This window comes from Polycladomyces zharkentensis (assembly GCF_016938855.1).
GTDB lineage: Bacteria > Bacillota > Bacilli > Thermoactinomycetales > JIR-001 > Polycladomyces > Polycladomyces zharkentensis.
In genome coordinates this window covers 475231-491355 of sequence record NZ_JAFHAP010000008.1, presented here as the reverse complement: position 1 = coordinate 491355, position 16125 = coordinate 475231, and the positions used below count along the sequence as shown (strand labels likewise).

Annotated in this window: 17 protein-coding genes; 12 read left to right on the top strand and 5 right to left on the bottom strand. The window is 53.3% G+C overall.

Going from position 1 to position 16125, the window contains the following annotated elements:
- Nucleotides 1-28 precede the first annotated feature (28 nt).
- Entirely contained in the window at nt 29-1285 is a 1257-nt protein-coding gene (locus JQC72_RS09650; RefSeq protein ID WP_205495096.1) for an MFS transporter, read from the bottom strand.
- 117 nt (nt 1286-1402) lie between these two features.
- Nucleotides 1403-2182: a GNAT family N-acetyltransferase gene (locus JQC72_RS09645; RefSeq protein WP_205495095.1), complete on the bottom strand. Its 780-nt coding sequence runs from the start codon at nt 2180-2182 to the stop codon at nt 1403-1405.
- A 201-nt stretch (nt 2183-2383) separates the two neighbouring features.
- On the opposite strand from JQC72_RS09645, the gene JQC72_RS09640 reads away from it, so the two are divergent.
- Nucleotides 2384-2860, top strand: coding sequence for a hypothetical protein (locus tag JQC72_RS09640; RefSeq protein ID WP_205495094.1), 477 nt, complete (start codon nt 2384-2386; stop codon nt 2858-2860).
- A 48-nt stretch (nt 2861-2908) separates the two neighbouring features.
- Here the strand turns inward: JQC72_RS09640 and JQC72_RS16525 are convergent, their stop codons facing one another.
- From JQC72_RS16525 to JQC72_RS16740, 3 genes are all read right to left on the bottom strand, one after another.
- Nucleotides 2909-3037 (bottom strand): hypothetical protein, encoded by a 129-nt coding sequence (locus tag JQC72_RS16525; protein ID WP_302104674.1) that lies wholly within the window; start codon nt 3035-3037, stop codon nt 2909-2911.
- 25 nt (nt 3038-3062) lie between these two features.
- Nucleotides 3063-4463 (bottom strand): PepSY-associated TM helix domain-containing protein, encoded by a 1401-nt coding sequence (locus JQC72_RS09635; RefSeq protein WP_302104673.1) that lies wholly within the window; start codon nt 4461-4463, stop codon nt 3063-3065.
- A 236-nt stretch (nt 4464-4699) separates the two neighbouring features.
- Nucleotides 4700-5284, bottom strand: coding sequence for a DeoR family transcriptional regulator (locus JQC72_RS16740; protein WP_205495093.1), 585 nt, complete (start codon nt 5282-5284; stop codon nt 4700-4702).
- 463 nt (nt 5285-5747) lie between these two features.
- Between JQC72_RS16740 and JQC72_RS09625 the strand changes: the two genes are divergently transcribed.
- From JQC72_RS09625 to JQC72_RS09575, 11 genes are all read left to right on the top strand, one after another.
- On the top strand, nt 5748-6290 hold the full coding sequence (locus JQC72_RS09625; protein WP_205495090.1) for an NUDIX domain-containing protein: 543 nt from the start codon (nt 5748-5750) through the stop codon (nt 6288-6290).
- Nucleotides 6287-7516 carry an endonuclease Q family protein gene (locus JQC72_RS09620; RefSeq protein ID WP_205495089.1) on the top strand — a complete coding sequence of 410 codons (1230 nt, stop codon included), beginning with the start codon at nt 6287-6289 and terminating at the stop codon, nt 7514-7516. Before JQC72_RS09625 ends, JQC72_RS09620 begins: the two co-directional genes overlap by 4 nt.
- Nucleotides 7517-7757: 241 nt before the next feature.
- The gene (gene spoIIM, locus JQC72_RS09615) at nt 7758-8438 is read left to right on the top strand and encodes a stage II sporulation protein M (protein ID WP_335342428.1); all 681 of its coding nucleotides are present in this window, start codon (nt 7758-7760) and stop codon (nt 8436-8438) included.
- A 73-nt stretch (nt 8439-8511) separates the two neighbouring features.
- The gene (gene fur / locus JQC72_RS09610) at nt 8512-9012 is read left to right on the top strand and encodes a ferric iron uptake transcriptional regulator (protein ID WP_302104672.1); all 501 of its coding nucleotides are present in this window, start codon (nt 8512-8514) and stop codon (nt 9010-9012) included.
- 188 nt (nt 9013-9200) lie between these two features.
- Nucleotides 9201-10334: an alanine dehydrogenase gene (gene ald / locus JQC72_RS09605; RefSeq protein ID WP_205495088.1), complete on the top strand. Its 1134-nt coding sequence runs from the start codon at nt 9201-9203 to the stop codon at nt 10332-10334.
- 62 nt (nt 10335-10396) lie between these two features.
- Nucleotides 10397-10636, top strand: a complete 240-nt coding sequence (locus JQC72_RS09600; protein WP_205495087.1) for a DUF4227 family protein — start codon at nt 10397-10399, stop codon at nt 10634-10636.
- Between the two features lie 70 nt (nt 10637-10706).
- Complete coding sequence (gene deoB / locus JQC72_RS09595; RefSeq protein ID WP_205495086.1) at nt 10707-11897, top strand: phosphopentomutase; 1191 nt, start codon at nt 10707-10709, stop codon at nt 11895-11897.
- Between the two features lie 19 nt (nt 11898-11916).
- Complete coding sequence (locus JQC72_RS09590; protein ID WP_205495084.1) at nt 11917-12738, top strand: purine-nucleoside phosphorylase; 822 nt, start codon at nt 11917-11919, stop codon at nt 12736-12738.
- A 98-nt stretch (nt 12739-12836) separates the two neighbouring features.
- A complete protein-coding gene (locus JQC72_RS09585) occupies nt 12837-13664 on the top strand; it encodes a purine-nucleoside phosphorylase (RefSeq protein WP_205495082.1) in 828 nt (275 codons plus the stop codon).
- On the top strand, nt 13664-14989 hold the full coding sequence (locus tag JQC72_RS09580; protein WP_205495080.1) for a pyrimidine-nucleoside phosphorylase: 1326 nt from the start codon (nt 13664-13666) through the stop codon (nt 14987-14989). Before JQC72_RS09585 ends, JQC72_RS09580 begins: the two co-directional genes overlap by 1 nt.
- Nucleotides 14990-15103: 114 nt before the next feature.
- The gene (locus JQC72_RS09575; protein ID WP_205495078.1) at nt 15104-16090 is read left to right on the top strand and encodes a YutH/CotS family kinase-like spore coat protein; all 987 of its coding nucleotides are present in this window, start codon (nt 15104-15106) and stop codon (nt 16088-16090) included.
- Nucleotides 16091-16125: the final 35 nt, after the last annotated feature.

Here is a 16125-nt window from a genome sequence, read left to right as displayed (position 1 = left end):
GAAATGGAAACCCGATCCGCCAATGGTTTTACGATCTGTGAATCGCTTTCGCCTGTGGTGTCGCGGCCGATTGAACCGAGGACGGCAAGAGCAGCCGAGTCGACGTGTGGGCGCCCCACGCCGCCAAGACCAACAACCCTGCAAGCACAAGGTAACCGGTGCCCGCACCGGTGTAGTCGATGGTCAGCGTACACAGTCCGATCAGAGAGAGCCGCATCATCATGCCCACCAATTGGAAAAAGCTGAGCACTCGGCCCATCAGGTGATTGGGGACGATCACCATGTACAGGTTTTGCCGGACAAGGCGGACGGAGGCATTGCACCAGCCGAACAGCGTGGTCAAGGCGACGTAGGCCCATCCGTAGGGGAATACGACAACAGCGGTCATGGCTGCCGCAAACAAGAGCGTGTTGCCGACGAGCGAACGAACCTCGCCCAACCATTTTGACATCCCGGTCACCAGGAAGCCGGCCGCCACCGCTCCGATGGCGTAAGTCATCTCATGCAGTGAGTAAATAAGGGCGTCAGCACGAAGCGTTTGTGCCACAAACACGGGGGCGAGCAGGTTGCCCACCATCACGGCGATAAAGGGCATGAAAACCGAGACGCCGAACAGCAGAAAGCCGCGTTTTTCCTTTATGTACCGCCAGCTTTGTGCGAACTGCATCAGCCAACCCGTTTCGGGGCTTTTACGTACATGCTTTTCCAGCGTAAACACGTAGTTCATTCGGCTGATGAGTAAGAGTGCCAACAGATAGGTGAGGGCATCAAACAGCAGCACGACCGGGAGGCCGTACCGTCCGAGCACCAGGCCCGCCGCTCCGCCGGCCAGGACACTGGCCGTCTGACTTTCGATTTCCAAGAGACTGTTGATCGACCGGTAGTGGCGCTCCTCAAACTTCTCCTGCACCAGGGCGGACTGCGTCGGATAGTGAACCTGAAAGATGAGAGTGGTCACAATAAACAACGAGATCAGCATCCAATGCCCGTAAGGAGCGCAAAATCCCCACAAGGCAAGGGCGAACAGGATGACAAATCCGACGGCGTTTTCCACAAGCAGGATCGTTTTGCGGGGGAAGCGGTCGATCAGCGTGCCGACATAAGGTCCGAGCAAAAACATCAAGATCGCTGAGACAAACATCGTGGTTCCCAACTGTTTTGCCGAACCGGTCTCCGTCACCAAATACCAGGAAATCCCGATCATGGTCATGCCCTGACCGAACCCGGAGAACAGGTTGGCCAAAAACAGTTTCTGAAAGTCCCGGTCGAAAAACACCTCTTTCATGGCGTATCCCCCATTCTCAATCGGGTTTGAGAATATCGTAACTCTGTTTTTATAATTTGTAAACAAAAAAGTTTATTATATAACCCAAAAATATCTCCCCGTAAGGGGAACAAGGGTTCAGGTTTCTTTCACAACCCCTGAATCGGTTCGCGGTAGTCGGATCACACGATTGGCAATGGAACCATCTTCCATCCATTTGTAACCGCTCATGTTCGCTCCGCTTTTGAAGTGGATCGTTCTTCCTCTGTGTACGGCTCTCGGATCGACCGACGGATCCGGCACACCTGAATCACCGGTTCCCGCACCCGTGTACAGGTGCATTGTTGATCGACCATCGGGTGCACATCGCATAGCCGGCCCGGTGAGTCGGGCAGCTTGCCCACCGATGGGCGTGGCGTTTAAAAACAAAATCATATGGTCTTCATCGACATACCGGTTTCCTTCCTTCATCGCCCTTGGTTCGGTGGCAAAAACGCAAAACCCCATTGAACGGTACAATCGGCGGGCCGGTTCGTTTTCGGCGTTCACGGTGAGCATCAGCTGTTCCAATCCCTCCATCTCCCGGGCGCGAGCGATTATTTCTTTCAACAATGCTTTCCCCACTCCGTGGCGACGGACTTCCGGTACGACATACATACCCCAGATAACCGCCTTATGCCGCAATTTTTTGCCTTTTTCCCGTTTGAAACCCACGTTTCCTACCAGCTGTTTATCCTGAAAGGCCCCGATCACAAATGATTCCGGGGTGGGGGATAAACGTTTGGCAACGTGTTCGACCGATTGAGCAGCAGTCTCCTCGTATGTAGCGGCGAAAGCGTCTGGCTGCTCTTTTAGCGCCTGCAACCTGACAGTCTGAAACAATGGTGCATCCGACGGGGTCAACAGACGAATCTCCATTGAACATCCCCTTTTTGAAGCCTATCATATCATGTTTTCCCCGACGGTGCAGATGTTGTTTCCTTTTTATTGAACCCGGAAACGAAACGAGAACGATAACGACCCACAAAATTCCACGGTTTAAGATGTGGGGGATAACTCCCTCTTTCCATACATGAGATAAACATGGAGAATAAAAGATAAGAGAAAGGGGGAATTGTTTTGACGCTGGTTCTCGTTAGCAGTGTTCTCTCTGTTTTGGGCTTCACCACCTATCTCTTTATTTCGGTTTCTCGTCGTCGCAATACTTTGTCATCCACGATCGGGATGAAGGTCTATATGGGATCTGCCATGATGGTCAGTCTCCTCATAGGCACAGTTTTAGGTGTACTTTTTCAACAGATGACGGCACCGACCATCTATACCGTACTCATCGGGATGGCAATGGGGTATGTTATAGGAAAGCCTTTTCATCTTGTCGCCTCACTGGATAGTATGTTGCACGGGATCATGGGGGGGATGATGGGAGTTATGCTAGGGGTAATGGTCGTCCCGGAGAATCCGGTTCTCATGGTCGGATTCATGAATGTCGTTTTTATCGTGATCATGCTCTTCCTCCTTCGGCTGATCCAACAAGAAACCCTGCGCTCAGATTCTTCTGACCCACATACCACTTCCTCAAAACAGACCACTGATTAAGATAAGAGCCCACTTACCCAAAATAAGGGGGAGTGGGCTGTTTTTTCATCACATGATGGGGGATGGCGTCGCCTGATTCGTTCCGTGATGATGTTCGTGCGTCGCGGTACATCCGTCAAAAACCACCGCAACGGTTAAGACCCAGACAGTTAACACGATCATGTCAATATTTTTCATCCGTTCATTCTCCCTGCTTTGCATTTTATCCCACCCATTGTTGAATGAAAGGGATCCGCTGGATGATCCATCGGTCCAACAGCCAGACCAAGAGCAGGGAGATACCGACCAGCGGGAAAAAGAGACCTAAGGCGATAACGATCACAGCCAGCCCTTTTGCTAGATGGAATGAATGAAGTCGGGGTGGGGCGCCCAGCTTTCCTTGAGGCCTCCGCTTCCACCATAGAATGAGCCCCATGACTGCTATCCCGATCAGACCCACACAAGTGATCAAACCCAGCAGTTGGTTGATCCACCCAAAATACCGTCCCTCATGCAGAGCAATGCCGATGGAGATTGCTTTCGCCAAGGGACCATAATCGTTGAAACGCAGATCGTACAACACTTTTCCGCTGTATTGATCCAGGTGCAGGGTTGCCTGGTCTTCCGGACGTTGTGGTTTGTTGGAAATCGTGTAAACTCCCTTGGGTCCTTCCGGAAAATAGATGGTAAAGCCGGAATGGATATTCCGCGATTCGGCGATTTGGATCACTTTCTCCAAGGACAGTGGTCGGCCTTGGGAAGAAGACGTTGGAACCGGCAGGTTTTCCGCCGCCCAAGGCACATCCGGAGCCACGTCTTTTGTTTTTTTCGGAAGAGTCGATTCGGGTTTCGGACCGAAGGAGAAGGCAAAAGCAGGATAACCTGTATGAGTGGCTGTCGCAACCCGATTGATCATGTCTCCCCACACTCCGGACCATGGCAGACCGGTAAAGATCAAGACAAGGATCAGTCCTGATAACCAGAAAGCGGGTACGGCATGCAAATCCCGCCAAAGAGTACGTTTCCCGTTTCTCAACCTGGGAAACAGCGTCCCCTGTCCGAATCGGCGACCCCGGGGCCACCACAGATACATACCGGTCAGGATCAGGATAAAAGCCCAACAAGCGGTCAATTCGATCATCCGGTTACCAAAGGTACCGCCCCACAGTTCTCCGTTGTGCAGATTTTTAATGATATTCATAAGCCGTTTGTCGTCATTCAAGTCACCAACAATTTTACCGTTATAAGGGTTAACAAAAACGGTCGTCATTTCCCCGCTCCGTAAAATACCCACTTCAGAGGTTCGATTGGACTGGAAACTCGGGGTAAAACGGGTAATTTTCGCATCGGGGTAACGTTTTTTCACCTGATCAATCTGTTCTGAAGGTGAAATTTGCTTCTGTTTGCTTGCCGGGATATAGTAGAGGTCTTTATACAACATCGATTCGATCTGAGGTTTGAACAGGTAGATACTTCCTGTTATCGCCAATAAAATGATGAACGGGGCAAAAATGATTCCCGCGTAGAAATGCCAACGCCAAATGGCGGCATACCACTGCTTTTCCGTATGCGGAATGTTTTCCATTTCCCTGTTTTCCTTTGTTATCGGTTCGGTAACGGACATGGAGATCCCACCTTGATGTGTCCAGATTTGTATACATGCTCATTGTCCTTGCGAACAGTGATATTGGATCAGAAACCTTATAAGGGAACAGAGGAAGAAGGTTCTCCATATCCCTGATGATGTTCATGATGATCATGATGTTGACCTCCGCCACAAGCGGTCAAACACAAAAACAACGATGCCACAACAGTACTGAAAATGATCCGTTTCCACAACATGGCTTCTTCGCTCCTTTTTTAATGAGAATGTTTGCGTCCGCATCCCGAGTTTCGTTTCATTTGATCATGAACCCGGTCGATCGCTTCGGAAAACGACAGCGCTATACCGCCGAAGCCTCTCACAAACTTCTCGGCTGTGGTCTTCTGTTCAAAAGACAAAACCTGGGGGTGACAGCAATGGAAATCCACTTCGGTATCCATGACATACCAAGCCCGATCTGCACTGATCGTGGTATTCGTCAAGAAATCCTGGCACATGGCCTGAAAGACTTCTTCTTGGATCTGTCGATGACGGAGCAATCCGCAATGACTGCAACAAGCGGTTTCAATCCGTTGATCCGTCAATATCAAGCGGTACATCAAGCGTGAATCCGGTTGACGACCACATAGCACGCATCCAGTATTGGCCGCAGTGTTCGCTTCTCTGTTCCATGTCACTCCGCCGTGGGTTTTTTTTACCCATCCTTCTTCAATCAAAGGTTTGAGATCCCGGTGTATGGTCATCTCAGATACTTTCAGTATTTGGCTCAGTTCGGAAATCTTCATGTACTTCCTTTTTTGAATCAGTTGGCGAATCCGTTCTCTTCGTTCTGTGGGCAACATTTGATATCCCTCCCCGAATTTTGTTATGTTTATAACATAACCACACAAAACTCAACCAAGAAGAGTGTATCAATCCCTGAAAAACAAGTGGGTTAAAGAATGTGATAAACTTGTGGCTTTTTGATGGATTTTTCACGAAAATAGAAATCAACTTCGGAAGGCAGTGGGCATAAAAAATCCGGTCCCATATCATGGGGACCGGATTCAGTTTATTCATTAAATAAGACTTCGCCGTTCATTTGCGTTATTGATTGAAAACGACCAAATGGCCACGGCGAAAGCGTCTGGCTGTAACGCCCGTAATCTATGAGTCTGAAACAATCGTGCATCCGACGGGGTCAACAGACTTTCCCGCACTGACGATTCCTGTTTCGTCAGACACCGCTTCGGCTTGGTGTATAATAGGGGTTGTCTGTACCTGTCGGCCACTTTTCAACATACAGGTGTGAGGGAGTGAAAGGGCATGAGCCGGTTGGAGGAAAAAACGGTCAAGAGTCAAACGATTTATGAAGGCAACATCATTCGGGTGCAACTGGATCAAGTGATTTTGCCCGACGGTGGAACATCCCAGCGCGAGATCGTCAAACATCCGGGAGCGGTGGCGGTAGTGGCCATTACCGATGAAAAGAAACTGGTGTTGGTGCGGCAGTTTCGCAAACCGCTGGAAAAGACGATCCTGGAGATTCCGGCAGGGAAATTGGAACCGGGCGAAGATCCCCGTGCATGCGCGTTTCGTGAATTGGAGGAGGAAACGGGGTATCAGGCCGAAGAGATGACACCGCTCGTCTCATTTTATACCTCGCCCGGATTTGCCGACGAGATCATGCATCTCTATGTGGCGAATGGACTGCGCAAAGGAGAGGCACAACCGGATCAAGACGAATTCGTGGAACTGGTGGAGCTGACGTTGCCGGAAGCTTGGCAGCGGATCGCCGATGGTGAAATCTGCGATGCAAAAACAGTGGCAGCCGTCTATTATTGGCAACTGAAGGAGATACAGAAATGAACGGAGCGGGGCACAGTGAAACGGGGGAACCACTTTGTTCCCCCCGTCTGAGTTCCTTTTTCGCCGATCTGCACATTCACATCGGGCGTACCGAAAGAGGTCTTCCCGTAAAAATCAGCGCCGCGCGCAATCTGACGTTTGACCGGATCGTAAGGGAATCCGCCCAACGAAAAGGATTGGACATGATCGGCATTATTGACGCCCATTCTCCACCGGTACAGGAAGAAATCGCGGCGCGGCTGAAAGCGGGGGTGTACCGCGAGCATCCGGACGGGGGACTTGTTTACGGTGAGACTGTCGTCATACTGGGGACGGAGATTGAAGTGAAAGAGCCCGGTTTCGGAACGGCTCATCTGTTGGCATATTTTCCGTCATTGGATGCGATTCGGCGGTTTACGCATTGGCTGTCCGGTCGAATGAAAAATGTGCAGTTGAGCACCCAACGACTTTACGCGCCTGTGAGTGATCTGCAGGAGCAAGTGACGGAACTGGGCGGTTTGATGATACCCGCTCATGTGTTTACCCCGTTTAAAAGCGTATACGGCAGTGCGTCGGACCGGATGCGCGATTGGTTGGACATGGAACGGATCGCGGCGGTGGAATTGGGTTTGTCCGCTGACAGTTCACTGGCTGACCGGCTTTCTGAGCTGTCCGCTCTCACGTTCGTCACCAATTCGGATGCGCATTCCATCCCCAAGATCGGTCGTGAGTATAATGAGCTGTGTATCGTCGCTCCCAGCTTTTTGGAGTTAAAGCGGGCACTGCTCAGACAAGGCGGTCGGCGTGTCATTGCCAACTATGGTTTAAACCCCAAGTTGGGCAAGTATTATCGGACGCGTTGTCTCGGATGCGAAGCGCTGTTGCCGCCCGAGGAAACCAAGCGATGCCTGAGATGCGGCTCGCACAAGGTGGTGAAGGGCGTATGGGATCGCGTGGCGGAAATCGCCGACCAACCATCGATTTCACCTGCCCATCGCCCGCCGTATGTGTATCAGGTACCGTTGGAGTTCATCCCCAAACTGGGTCCCAAAACGCTGGATAAGCTGCTGGACCGGTTCGGCACGGAAATGCGCATCCTCCATCACGCCGACATCGAAGAGATCGCGGCGATCGCCGGAACGTCCATCGCCGAGCACATCCGTTTGGCGCGGGAACAGCGCCTGCAATTTGACGAGGGTGGCGGCGGCATGTACGGCAAAGTGAAACAGGTCCAAAACCAAACTTGATTCAGGTGTTGCCTGAGTCCGTGGGCTCCGATTTCCCGTTACCACTTCGCTGACAGCGGGTGGCCATTTTTCCGCTGGCGACCTTTCGAGCCGATTCGGGACCGAGTGGGAGCGGCGAGCTCGGAACCGCGAGTGGTTCAAACACTTCGGCCACTGTTTCTCCCTCTCCTGTTCTCCTAAATGATGGTATGTTTCTCCACTCACGCTCATAGAGATAGAGTAGGACAAGGAGGGGAACAGGGTGAAACGCAATCGGAAGCGGTTCGGAATCTGGGTGCAACAGCATGTGCAAAGCTTGCTGTCGCTGTATATTTTCGTTACCGTCCTATTCGTGATGGGCGTGGTGTTCGGAGCGATCATCGTCAATACGTTGTCTGATTCACAAAAACAGGATTTACTTCATTATATGGGATATTTCTTTCAGGGGTTGAACCGGAACAACATTGCCGAGCCGCGTATCGCCTTCCAGCATGCGATGGGGGATCATCTGAAAACCCTGGGTTTAATGTGGATCTTGGGTTTGTCCATCGTGGGGCTGCCGATGATTTTGATCCTGGTGTTCTTAAAAGGGTTGGGCATCGGTTTCACGGTGGGCTTTTTGGTGAACCAACTTTCCTGGAAAGGCTTGTGGTTTGCGATGGTGGCGGTTTTGCCGCACAATTTGCTCGTGGTCCCGGTCATGATTTTTGTGGCGGTGTCCGGGCTGCAGTTTTCGCTTCTGTTGGTGAAAAACCGGCTGATCCAGCGGCGAGGGACGATCTATCCCCAGTTTTTGTCCTATTCCGTCTCCGTTACGGCGATGGCGGTCGTGTTGGTGATCGCGTCGTTTTTTGAGGCGTATGTGTCACCGTGGCTGATGCGCTCCGCCGTTCCTCCCCTGAATCAGGTGCAGGCATGGCTGGGTGCCATCATAAACTTGTAATGATTATTATCTAATATTGGTTTTTGATAGGTTTGACTTTCTGCCACGGCCTCCCATATAATGAGGACAGGAAATGCAGTGGGGGGGTGTGGATGTGGAAGAACGGGTAAACCGCATCAAACAACAGCTATCTGCCCATAACTACAAATTGACCCCCCAACGGGAAGCGACCGTCCGCGTACTGTTGGAAAACGAGGAAGACCATTTGAGCGCGGAAGATGTCTACCTGTTGGTGAAAGAAAAGGCGCCGGAAATCGGTTTGGCTACGGTTTATCGGACATTGGAACTGTTGAGTGAATTGCAGATCATCCACAAGCTGAACTTTGGCGATGGTGTCACCCGGTATGAGTTCCGCGCCGAAGGAGCGGAGCACCATCATCACCATCTGATCTGCCTGAACTGCGGTACGGTGGATGAAATTGTGGATGACTGGTTGGGACCGATTGAAGAACGTGTGGAACGGGAGTTTGATTTTCAGATCATCGATCACCGCTTGACTTTCCACGGTATCTGTCATCGCTGTAAAGACAAGGTGAAAGATCCGAAAAAACTGGTTGGTTCCAAAGTCACGTGAGATCCGACGGGATCTCACGTTTTTGGGTTTTCTCTTCCTCTTGGACGAGGAAGAAAGCGTTTACAATCGACGGGTAACCGGGTACATCCCGTATGATCACTCCCCCTGCAATCAAATCCATTCCGGCTGCTGTATGATTGACCCGTGTCTGGTGGTATGATAAACATACCAAAGGAGGCTGGACTCGCATGATCATCGGGGTACCCAAAGAGATCAAGAACAACGAGAACCGCGTCGCGATCACGCCCGCCGGCGTGGACGCACTGGTGCTCGCCGGGCATGAGGTGCTGATCGAAAAAGGTGCCGGTGAAGGAAGCGGCTTTGTCGACGAAGATTATGTGGCGCACGGAGCCAAGATATTGAACTCCGCCGAGCAGGTTTGGTCTTCCGCCGACATGATTTTGAAGGTGAAGGAGCCGCAACCGTCCGAATATCGCTATTTCCGCGAAGGGCTGATTCTGTTTACCTATCTCCATCTGGCTCCCGAACCGGAGCTGACTCAGGCACTGATGGAGAAAAAAGTGACCGCCATTGCTTATGAAACGATTCAGCTGGACAATGGTTCCCTGCCATTGTTGACACCGATGAGTGAAGTGGCCGGTCGCATGGCGGTGCAGATCGGCGCACAGTTCCTGGAGAAACCCAAAGGAGGCAAAGGTGTCCTGTTGGGTGGTGTCCCGGGCGTTTTACCGGGGGAAGTGGTAATCATCGGCGGTGGTGTCGTGGGTACCAACGCGGCAAAAATGGCATTGGGACTCGGAGCGAATGTGACGTTGCTCGACATCAATCCGGATCGGCTCCGTCAGTTGGACGACATTTTCCATGGCCGTTTGCGGACATTGATGTCCAACAGCTACAACATCGCCCAAGCCGTGAAAAAAGCGGATCTGCTGATCGGTGCGGTGTTGATCCCGGGTCGGCGTGCTCCCCGGCTGGTCACCGAAGAAATGGTGAAAGCGATGACGCCGGGATCGGTGATTGTGGACGTCGCCATCGACCAAGGCGGGTCCATCGAAACGATCGACCGGATTACGACGCACAGCGATCCGATTTATGTGAAACACGGCGTGGTGCACTACGCGGTGCCCAACATCCCCGGGGCCGTGCCGCGGACATCGACGATCGCACTGACCAACGTCACGATTCCCTATGCGGTGCAAATCGCCAACAAAGGGTTGGAACAAGCGATTCAAGACAGTCGTCCGTTGGCCAAAGGAGTCAACGTGATTCAAGGTCATGTCACCTACCAAGCGGTGGCCGAAAGCCTCGATCTGCCGTATACGCCTCTGGACGACGTGATGGGACAGGCCTTGACGGGATAAGGCATAAACGCGGCGGGGGTTCCATACGATTGTAGGGAAACCGTTGAAAGGGACGAGGTTCCATGATCATCTCACTCAGACGCTGGGTGGAATGGGGGAAGTTTTTTCTTCTGTTCATCCTGCTCACGCTGTTGTTTTATCAGGTGATCACATTTTTCGGTCTGTTGGTGGAACCCAAGCCGCGTTACCGAGAACCGGGTGGTCGGGCCGTAAAAGTGTTCGCTCAGCAAATGATTCCCCGTCCGTCTGAAGAGATGGGGATGAAAGAGCGCCTCCTTCTGTTTTACTGGTTGGGGGAATGAAAGCCGCAAGGGTCGGTTTGCCCGTGCGGGCTTTTTTGTTCAGAAATGTGGATGGGAAGGTGAATCGGAGATGAAACGTTTCAAACGTGTCGCATTGATTGTGTTGGACAGCGTGGGCATCGGCGCCCTGCCGGATGCGGCGGATTACGGGGACGAGGGGGTAAATACCCTCGGACATATCGCCGAACATCGCAATGGTTTGCATATGCCGAACATGAAGGAGCTGGGATTGGGCAACATCGAACCGGTGCAGGGAATTCCGCCTGTGGAAAGACCCCGGGCGCATTACGGCAAGATGATGGAAGTCTCCGCGGGAAAAGATACGACGACCGGACATTGGGAAATAATGGGTATTCATACGACCGTTCCGTTCAAAACCTATCCGAACGGTTTTCCGGAAGAACTGATCACCGCTTTTGAAAAGCGCATCGGCCGCAAAGTGTTGGGCAACAAACCGGCATCCGGCACGGCCATCATCGAAGAGTTGGGCGAGCAACACATGAAAACGGGAGACGTCATTGTCTACACGTCAGCCGACAGCGTGTTCCAAGTGGCGGCACACGAAGAAGTGATCCCGCTGGAGGAGTTGTATCGCATTTGCGAGATCGCACGAGAGCTGACATTGGACGAGCGTTACTCGGTTACCCGTGTGATCGCGCGGCCGTTCGTGGGTGAGCCGGGCAATTTCACGCGTACGGCCAACAGGCGGGACTATTCGATCAAACCGCCTCACTCGACGGTGATGAATCATTTGGCCGAAGCGGGATGGGACTCGATCGCGATCGGCAAAATCTCCGACATCTACGACGGGGAGGGCGTGACGCGGGCGATCAAAACGAAATCCAACATGGACGGCGTCGACCGGTTGTTGGATGTGTTGAAAGAAGAATTCCGCGGCTTGGCGTTTGTCAACCTGGTCGATTTTGACGCCAAATACGGCCACCGGCGCGATCCTGATGGATATGCCCAAGCGTTGGAGGAGTTCGACGCGCGTGTGCCGGAGATTTTATCCGCATGCGGGGAAGACGATCTGTTGATCATCACGGCCGATCACGGGAACGATCCCACGCACACCGGCACCGACCACACGCGTGAATATGTACCGTTGTTGGTGTGGAGTCCCGCACTTGTGCAAGAAGGGAAATCGTTGGGCATTCGCGAAACATTCTCAGATGTGGGAGCGACCATCGCCGACAATTTCGGCGTGAAAATGCCGAAGCACGGCCGCAGTTTTCTGGGTGAGTTGCGTTTCCAGTTGTGATCGGAGAGGAGAGAGATTGATGGAAGAGATGCTGAAAAAAATCAAGGAAGCGTCCGCATTCATCGAAGCGCGTTTGACGGTCCGCCCGGAAATCGGATTGATCCTGGGTTCCGGATTGGGCGTGCTGGCCGATGAGATCAAAGATGGGGTCAAAATTCCCTATGAAACCATCCCGCATTTCCCGGTATCAACGGTGGAAGGACATGCGGGCCAATTGGTGATCGGCAAGCTGGAAGGCAAATCGGTCATCACGATGCAAGGCCGTTTCCACTTGTATGAAGGGTATCCCCTGACAGCGGTGACATTCCCGATCCGGGTGATGAAAGCGTTGGGCGTACGCCGTATGATCGTCACCAATGCGGCCGGCGGCGTGAATGAATCGTTTGAACCGGGTGACCTGATGCTCATCCGGGATCATCTCAATCTGACAGGCCGCAATCCGCTGATTGGTCCCAACCATCCCGAGCTGGGCGTCCGTTTTCCGGACATGTCGGAAGCATATGCGGCATCCTTGCGCGAATTGGCGCATACGGTTGCCAAGGAACAGGGATTGCGCCTGCGTGAGGGAGTGTATGCCGGATTGCTCGGACCATCCTATGAGACGCCGGCCGAAATTCGCATGTTGCGCAAACTGGGAGCTGACGCGGTCGGCATGTCCACCGTCCCGGAAGTGATTGTGGCCCGGCACGCGGGCATTGAGGTACTGGGCATCTCGTGCATCTCCAACATGGCCGCCGGCATTTTGCCCCAACCGCTCAGTCATGAAGAAGTGATGGAAACGGCGGAACGGGTAAAAGAAACATTTATCCGCTTGGTCAAAGGCATTTTGAATCGGATCTGATCATATGTCTCATATGTCGACCCAGGAGGAGGATGCCTGTTTGCTTGCGGGAAACAGGCGCACCGGAGCATAATGGCGAAAGTTGAGGAGGAACCGAGATGGCAAATCGTTTGCAACAAATCCAGGAAGCAAAAGCATATATCGAACAACAAACGGATATCCGCCCGGAAGTCGGGTTGATCCTGGGCTCCGGACTGGGCGTGCTGGCCGACGAGATCGAAGACGCGGTCAAGCTTCCCTATGAAACCATTCCGCATTTCCCGGTGTCGACGGTGGAAGGGCATGCGGGCCAATTGGTGATCGGCAAGCTGGAAGGCAAAAATGTTGTTGCCATGCAAGGCCGGTTTCATTATTACGAAGGATACAGCCAGCAGGAAGTGGTGTTTCCCGTATACGTGATGAAATTCCTCGGTGTCACCACGTTGATTGCCACCAATGCCGCGGGCGGGATGAATCCGACGTTTGTACCCGGAGATTTGATGATCATCACCGACCATCTGAACATGACCGGAGACAACCCGTTGATCGGCCCCAATATTTCCGAGCTGGGTCCGCGTTTCCCGGATATGTCGCGGGCATATGATCCCGAATTGGTGGAGCTGGCCGAAAAGGTGGCCGAACGGCTGGATATCCGCGTACAAAAAGGTGTGTATGCGGGTGTGAGCGGTCCCACCTACCTGACTCCGGCCGAGCTGATCATGTTGCGCAATCTGGGCGGTTCCGCCGTCGGCATGTCCACGGTGCCGGAAGTGATCGCGGCCAACCATGCCGGTCTGCGCGTGTTGGGCATTTCTTGCATCACCGATATAGCCATCGGTGAGGAACTGGAACCGTTGACGCATGAACAGGTGGTGGAAGTGGCCAACCGGACACGGCCCCGGTTTATTCGGCTGGTGAAGGGCATCATCAAAGAGGTGGCCGTTTGATGCGCACGGTGGACTTGATTCGCAAAAAGCGGGACGGACAAGCATTGACGACGGAGGAGATCGAATTCCTCATTCGGGGATATGCCAAAGGGGAGATCCCGGACTATCAGGTGTCCGCTTGGGCGATGGCGGTCTATTTCAACGGCATGACCGATCGGGAAACGGCCGATCTGACGATGGCGATGGTCCGCTCCGGTGAGCAAGTGGATCTTTCCTCGATTCGCGGCAAAAAAGTGGACAAGCACAGCACGGGCGGCGTGGGGGACAAAACGACCCTGGTCGTGGGGCCGCTGGTGGCCGCCGCCGGGGTTCCCGTAGCCAAATTGTCCGGGCGCGGTTTGGGTCATACCGGTGGCACAATCGACAAGCTGGAATCCATTGCGGGTTTTTCCACCTCGCTGACGAGGGAGGCGTTTGTTCGCCAGGTGAATGAGATTGGTATCGCCGTGACCGGTCAGACAGCCGATCTGACCCCGGCGGACAAACAGCTGTACGCGCTGCGCGATGTAACGGCGACGGTGGATTCCATCCCCTTGATCGCCAGCTCCATCATGAGCAAAAAAATTGCGGGAGGCGCCGATGCGATTGTGTTGGATGTGAAAACGGGCCACGGCGCCTTCATGAAAAAAGAAGAGGATGCCATTCGACTCGCGGAGGCGATGGTGGCCATCGGTACCCAAGTGGGTCGGGAAACGGTGGCTGTTATCAGCGACATGAACCAGCCGCTCGGGTTTGCTGTCGGCAATGCGTTGGAAGTCAAGGAGGCGATCGACACCCTGCGCGGTGAAGGGCCGGCGGATCTCACCGAGCTGAGTTTGACGCTGGGAGCACAGATGGTGTTACTGGCCGGGGTGGTGTCCACGTATGCGGAAGCGCGTTCCTTATTGGAATCCAAGTTGGCAGACGGCTCCGCATTGGAGAAGTTTCGCTCGTTTATTCGGACTCAACAAGGAGATGCGTCCGTTGTGGACCATCCGGAACGCCTCCCGCAAGCACAATACCGGATTGAGGTATTGTCTCCGACTGACGGCACGGTATCCGTTCTGCAGGCGGAAGAGATCGGCTTGGCGGCGATGAAGCTGGGGGCGGGGCGCACCACCAAGGAGGACCGGATCGACCACGCGGTGGGCATCGTTCTCCGCAAGAAAATCGGAGATGCGGTACAAAAGGGAACACCGCTGGCCACTCTTCATGCCAATGACTTGTCACGCATCGAGGAAGTGAAGGCGCAGGTGTTGGCGGCATACGAAATATCCGGGCAACCGGTGACGGCGCCGAAGTTGGTCCGCCACATCGTGGATCGAAACGGGATCGTAAATGTATGACGGGGAACCGTGGGGTTCCCCTTTTTTTGTCTTCACGATTACAGGGCAACGAACCCATCTCCTCCCGGAACATACACATAAGTAAAAAAGTCCGGTCGTTGAGGAGGGTGCCCTGTGTTACACGCAGATGTGACGATTGAGCCGTCGCAAGTGCGGATGTTGGTCGAGACGCATTATCCCTTTCGTGTTACCCGGTTAGAGAAGGTACGTGCAGCCTATCGGGTGGAAACCGATCAGGGTGTGTATGCGTTTAAAAATGCCCGCAAGATGAAAGACCTCGGCTTTATCGCCAGTGTAGTGGAGCATGTAAAGAAAAGGGGGTTCACCCGTCTTCCCGCCCCGATCGCGACGAAGGATGATCAATGGTTGGTGGCATACAGGAATCATCCCTATTATCTGGAAGAATGGCTGGAACATGTAGAAGAGGTGTCGCCCAAACGTCACGATTGGCTGAGACCGGCCGCCCGTGCGTTGGCGCAATATCATGCCTGTTTCAAGCGGTACCGCCATTCCCGGTGCCCTTCTCGGCGACAGGAACGCGATATATGGCCGAAATACCTGATGGCGCAGTGGCGTTGGCTCAGCGGCGTACAATCCGCTTGGGCCACCCCGGTTGACGGAATGGAGCATCTCTCTTTCTTGAAATACCGCCTGCAACTTGCCTGGCAGTCGTGGAAACGGGCGGAGGAATGGCGACGATCGGGGAACGGACCGATCAGCGTATTGTGTCACGGCAGTCTTCATCATGAAAACATCCTCATGGATGGGGAAAAGCAGGTTTGGCTGATCGACTACGAACGCATGGCTTGGGATGATCGGGTAAGAGACTTGGCCCAATTGATGCAATATCACTTTCCGCGCCACGGATGGCCCGAGCAGGAGATGTCGCGATTTTTGGACGGCTATCACAAAGAATATCCGCTCCGGATTTCCGAATATGCCGCCTTATGTTCCCGAATGGCCGCGCCGCCCAAATTTTTCCGTTTGGCGCGCAAAGTCACCGCCGAACGCGGGACCTCACTCCTTCGGCGATGGGACGACACGGTCCGGACCGAAAAGCGAAAAGACCCGTATCTTACCTATTTATACCATCGTGGTTAAAAGTGGCAGCGTGTTGGAATAATCCTCCTGTCCGC

Bases quoted from the DNA above. Each gene is read 5' to 3' on its own strand.
- deoB (WP_205495086.1), top strand. From the start codon at position 10,707: ATGAAACGTTTCAAACGTGTCGCATTGATTGTGTTGGACAGCGTGGGC.
- ald (WP_205495088.1), top strand. From the start codon at position 9,201: ATGATCATCGGGGTACCCAAAGAGATCAAGAACAACGAGAACCGCGTC.
- JQC72_RS09590 (WP_205495084.1), top strand. From the start codon at position 11,917: ATGGAAGAGATGCTGAAAAAAATCAAGGAAGCGTCCGCATTCATCGAA.
- JQC72_RS09585 (WP_205495082.1), top strand. From the start codon at position 12,837: ATGGCAAATCGTTTGCAACAAATCCAGGAAGCAAAAGCATATATCGAA.
- JQC72_RS09645 (WP_205495095.1), bottom strand. From the start codon at position 2,182: ATGGAGATTCGTCTGTTGACCCCGTCGGATGCACCATTGTTTCAGACT.
- JQC72_RS09650 (WP_205495096.1), bottom strand. From the start codon at position 1,285: ATGAAAGAGGTGTTTTTCGACCGGGACTTTCAGAAACTGTTTTTGGCC.
- JQC72_RS09620 (WP_205495089.1), top strand. From the start codon at position 6,287: ATGAACGGAGCGGGGCACAGTGAAACGGGGGAACCACTTTGTTCCCCC.
- JQC72_RS09625 (WP_205495090.1), top strand. From the start codon at position 5,748: ATGAGCCGGTTGGAGGAAAAAACGGTCAAGAGTCAAACGATTTATGAA.
- JQC72_RS09635 (WP_302104673.1), bottom strand. From the start codon at position 4,463: ATGTCCGTTACCGAACCGATAACAAAGGAAAACAGGGAAATGGAAAAC.
- JQC72_RS09600 (WP_205495087.1), top strand. From the start codon at position 10,397: ATGATCATCTCACTCAGACGCTGGGTGGAATGGGGGAAGTTTTTTCTT.
- JQC72_RS16525 (WP_302104674.1), bottom strand. From the start codon at position 3,037: ATGAAAAATATTGACATGATCGTGTTAACTGTCTGGGTCTTAACCGTT.
- fur (WP_302104672.1), top strand. From the start codon at position 8,512: ATGCAGTGGGGGGGTGTGGATGTGGAAGAACGGGTAAACCGCATCAAA.
- JQC72_RS16740 (WP_205495093.1), bottom strand. From the start codon at position 5,284: ATGTTGCCCACAGAACGAAGAGAACGGATTCGCCAACTGATTCAAAAA.
- JQC72_RS09580 (WP_205495080.1), top strand. From the start codon at position 13,664: ATGCGCACGGTGGACTTGATTCGCAAAAAGCGGGACGGACAAGCATTG.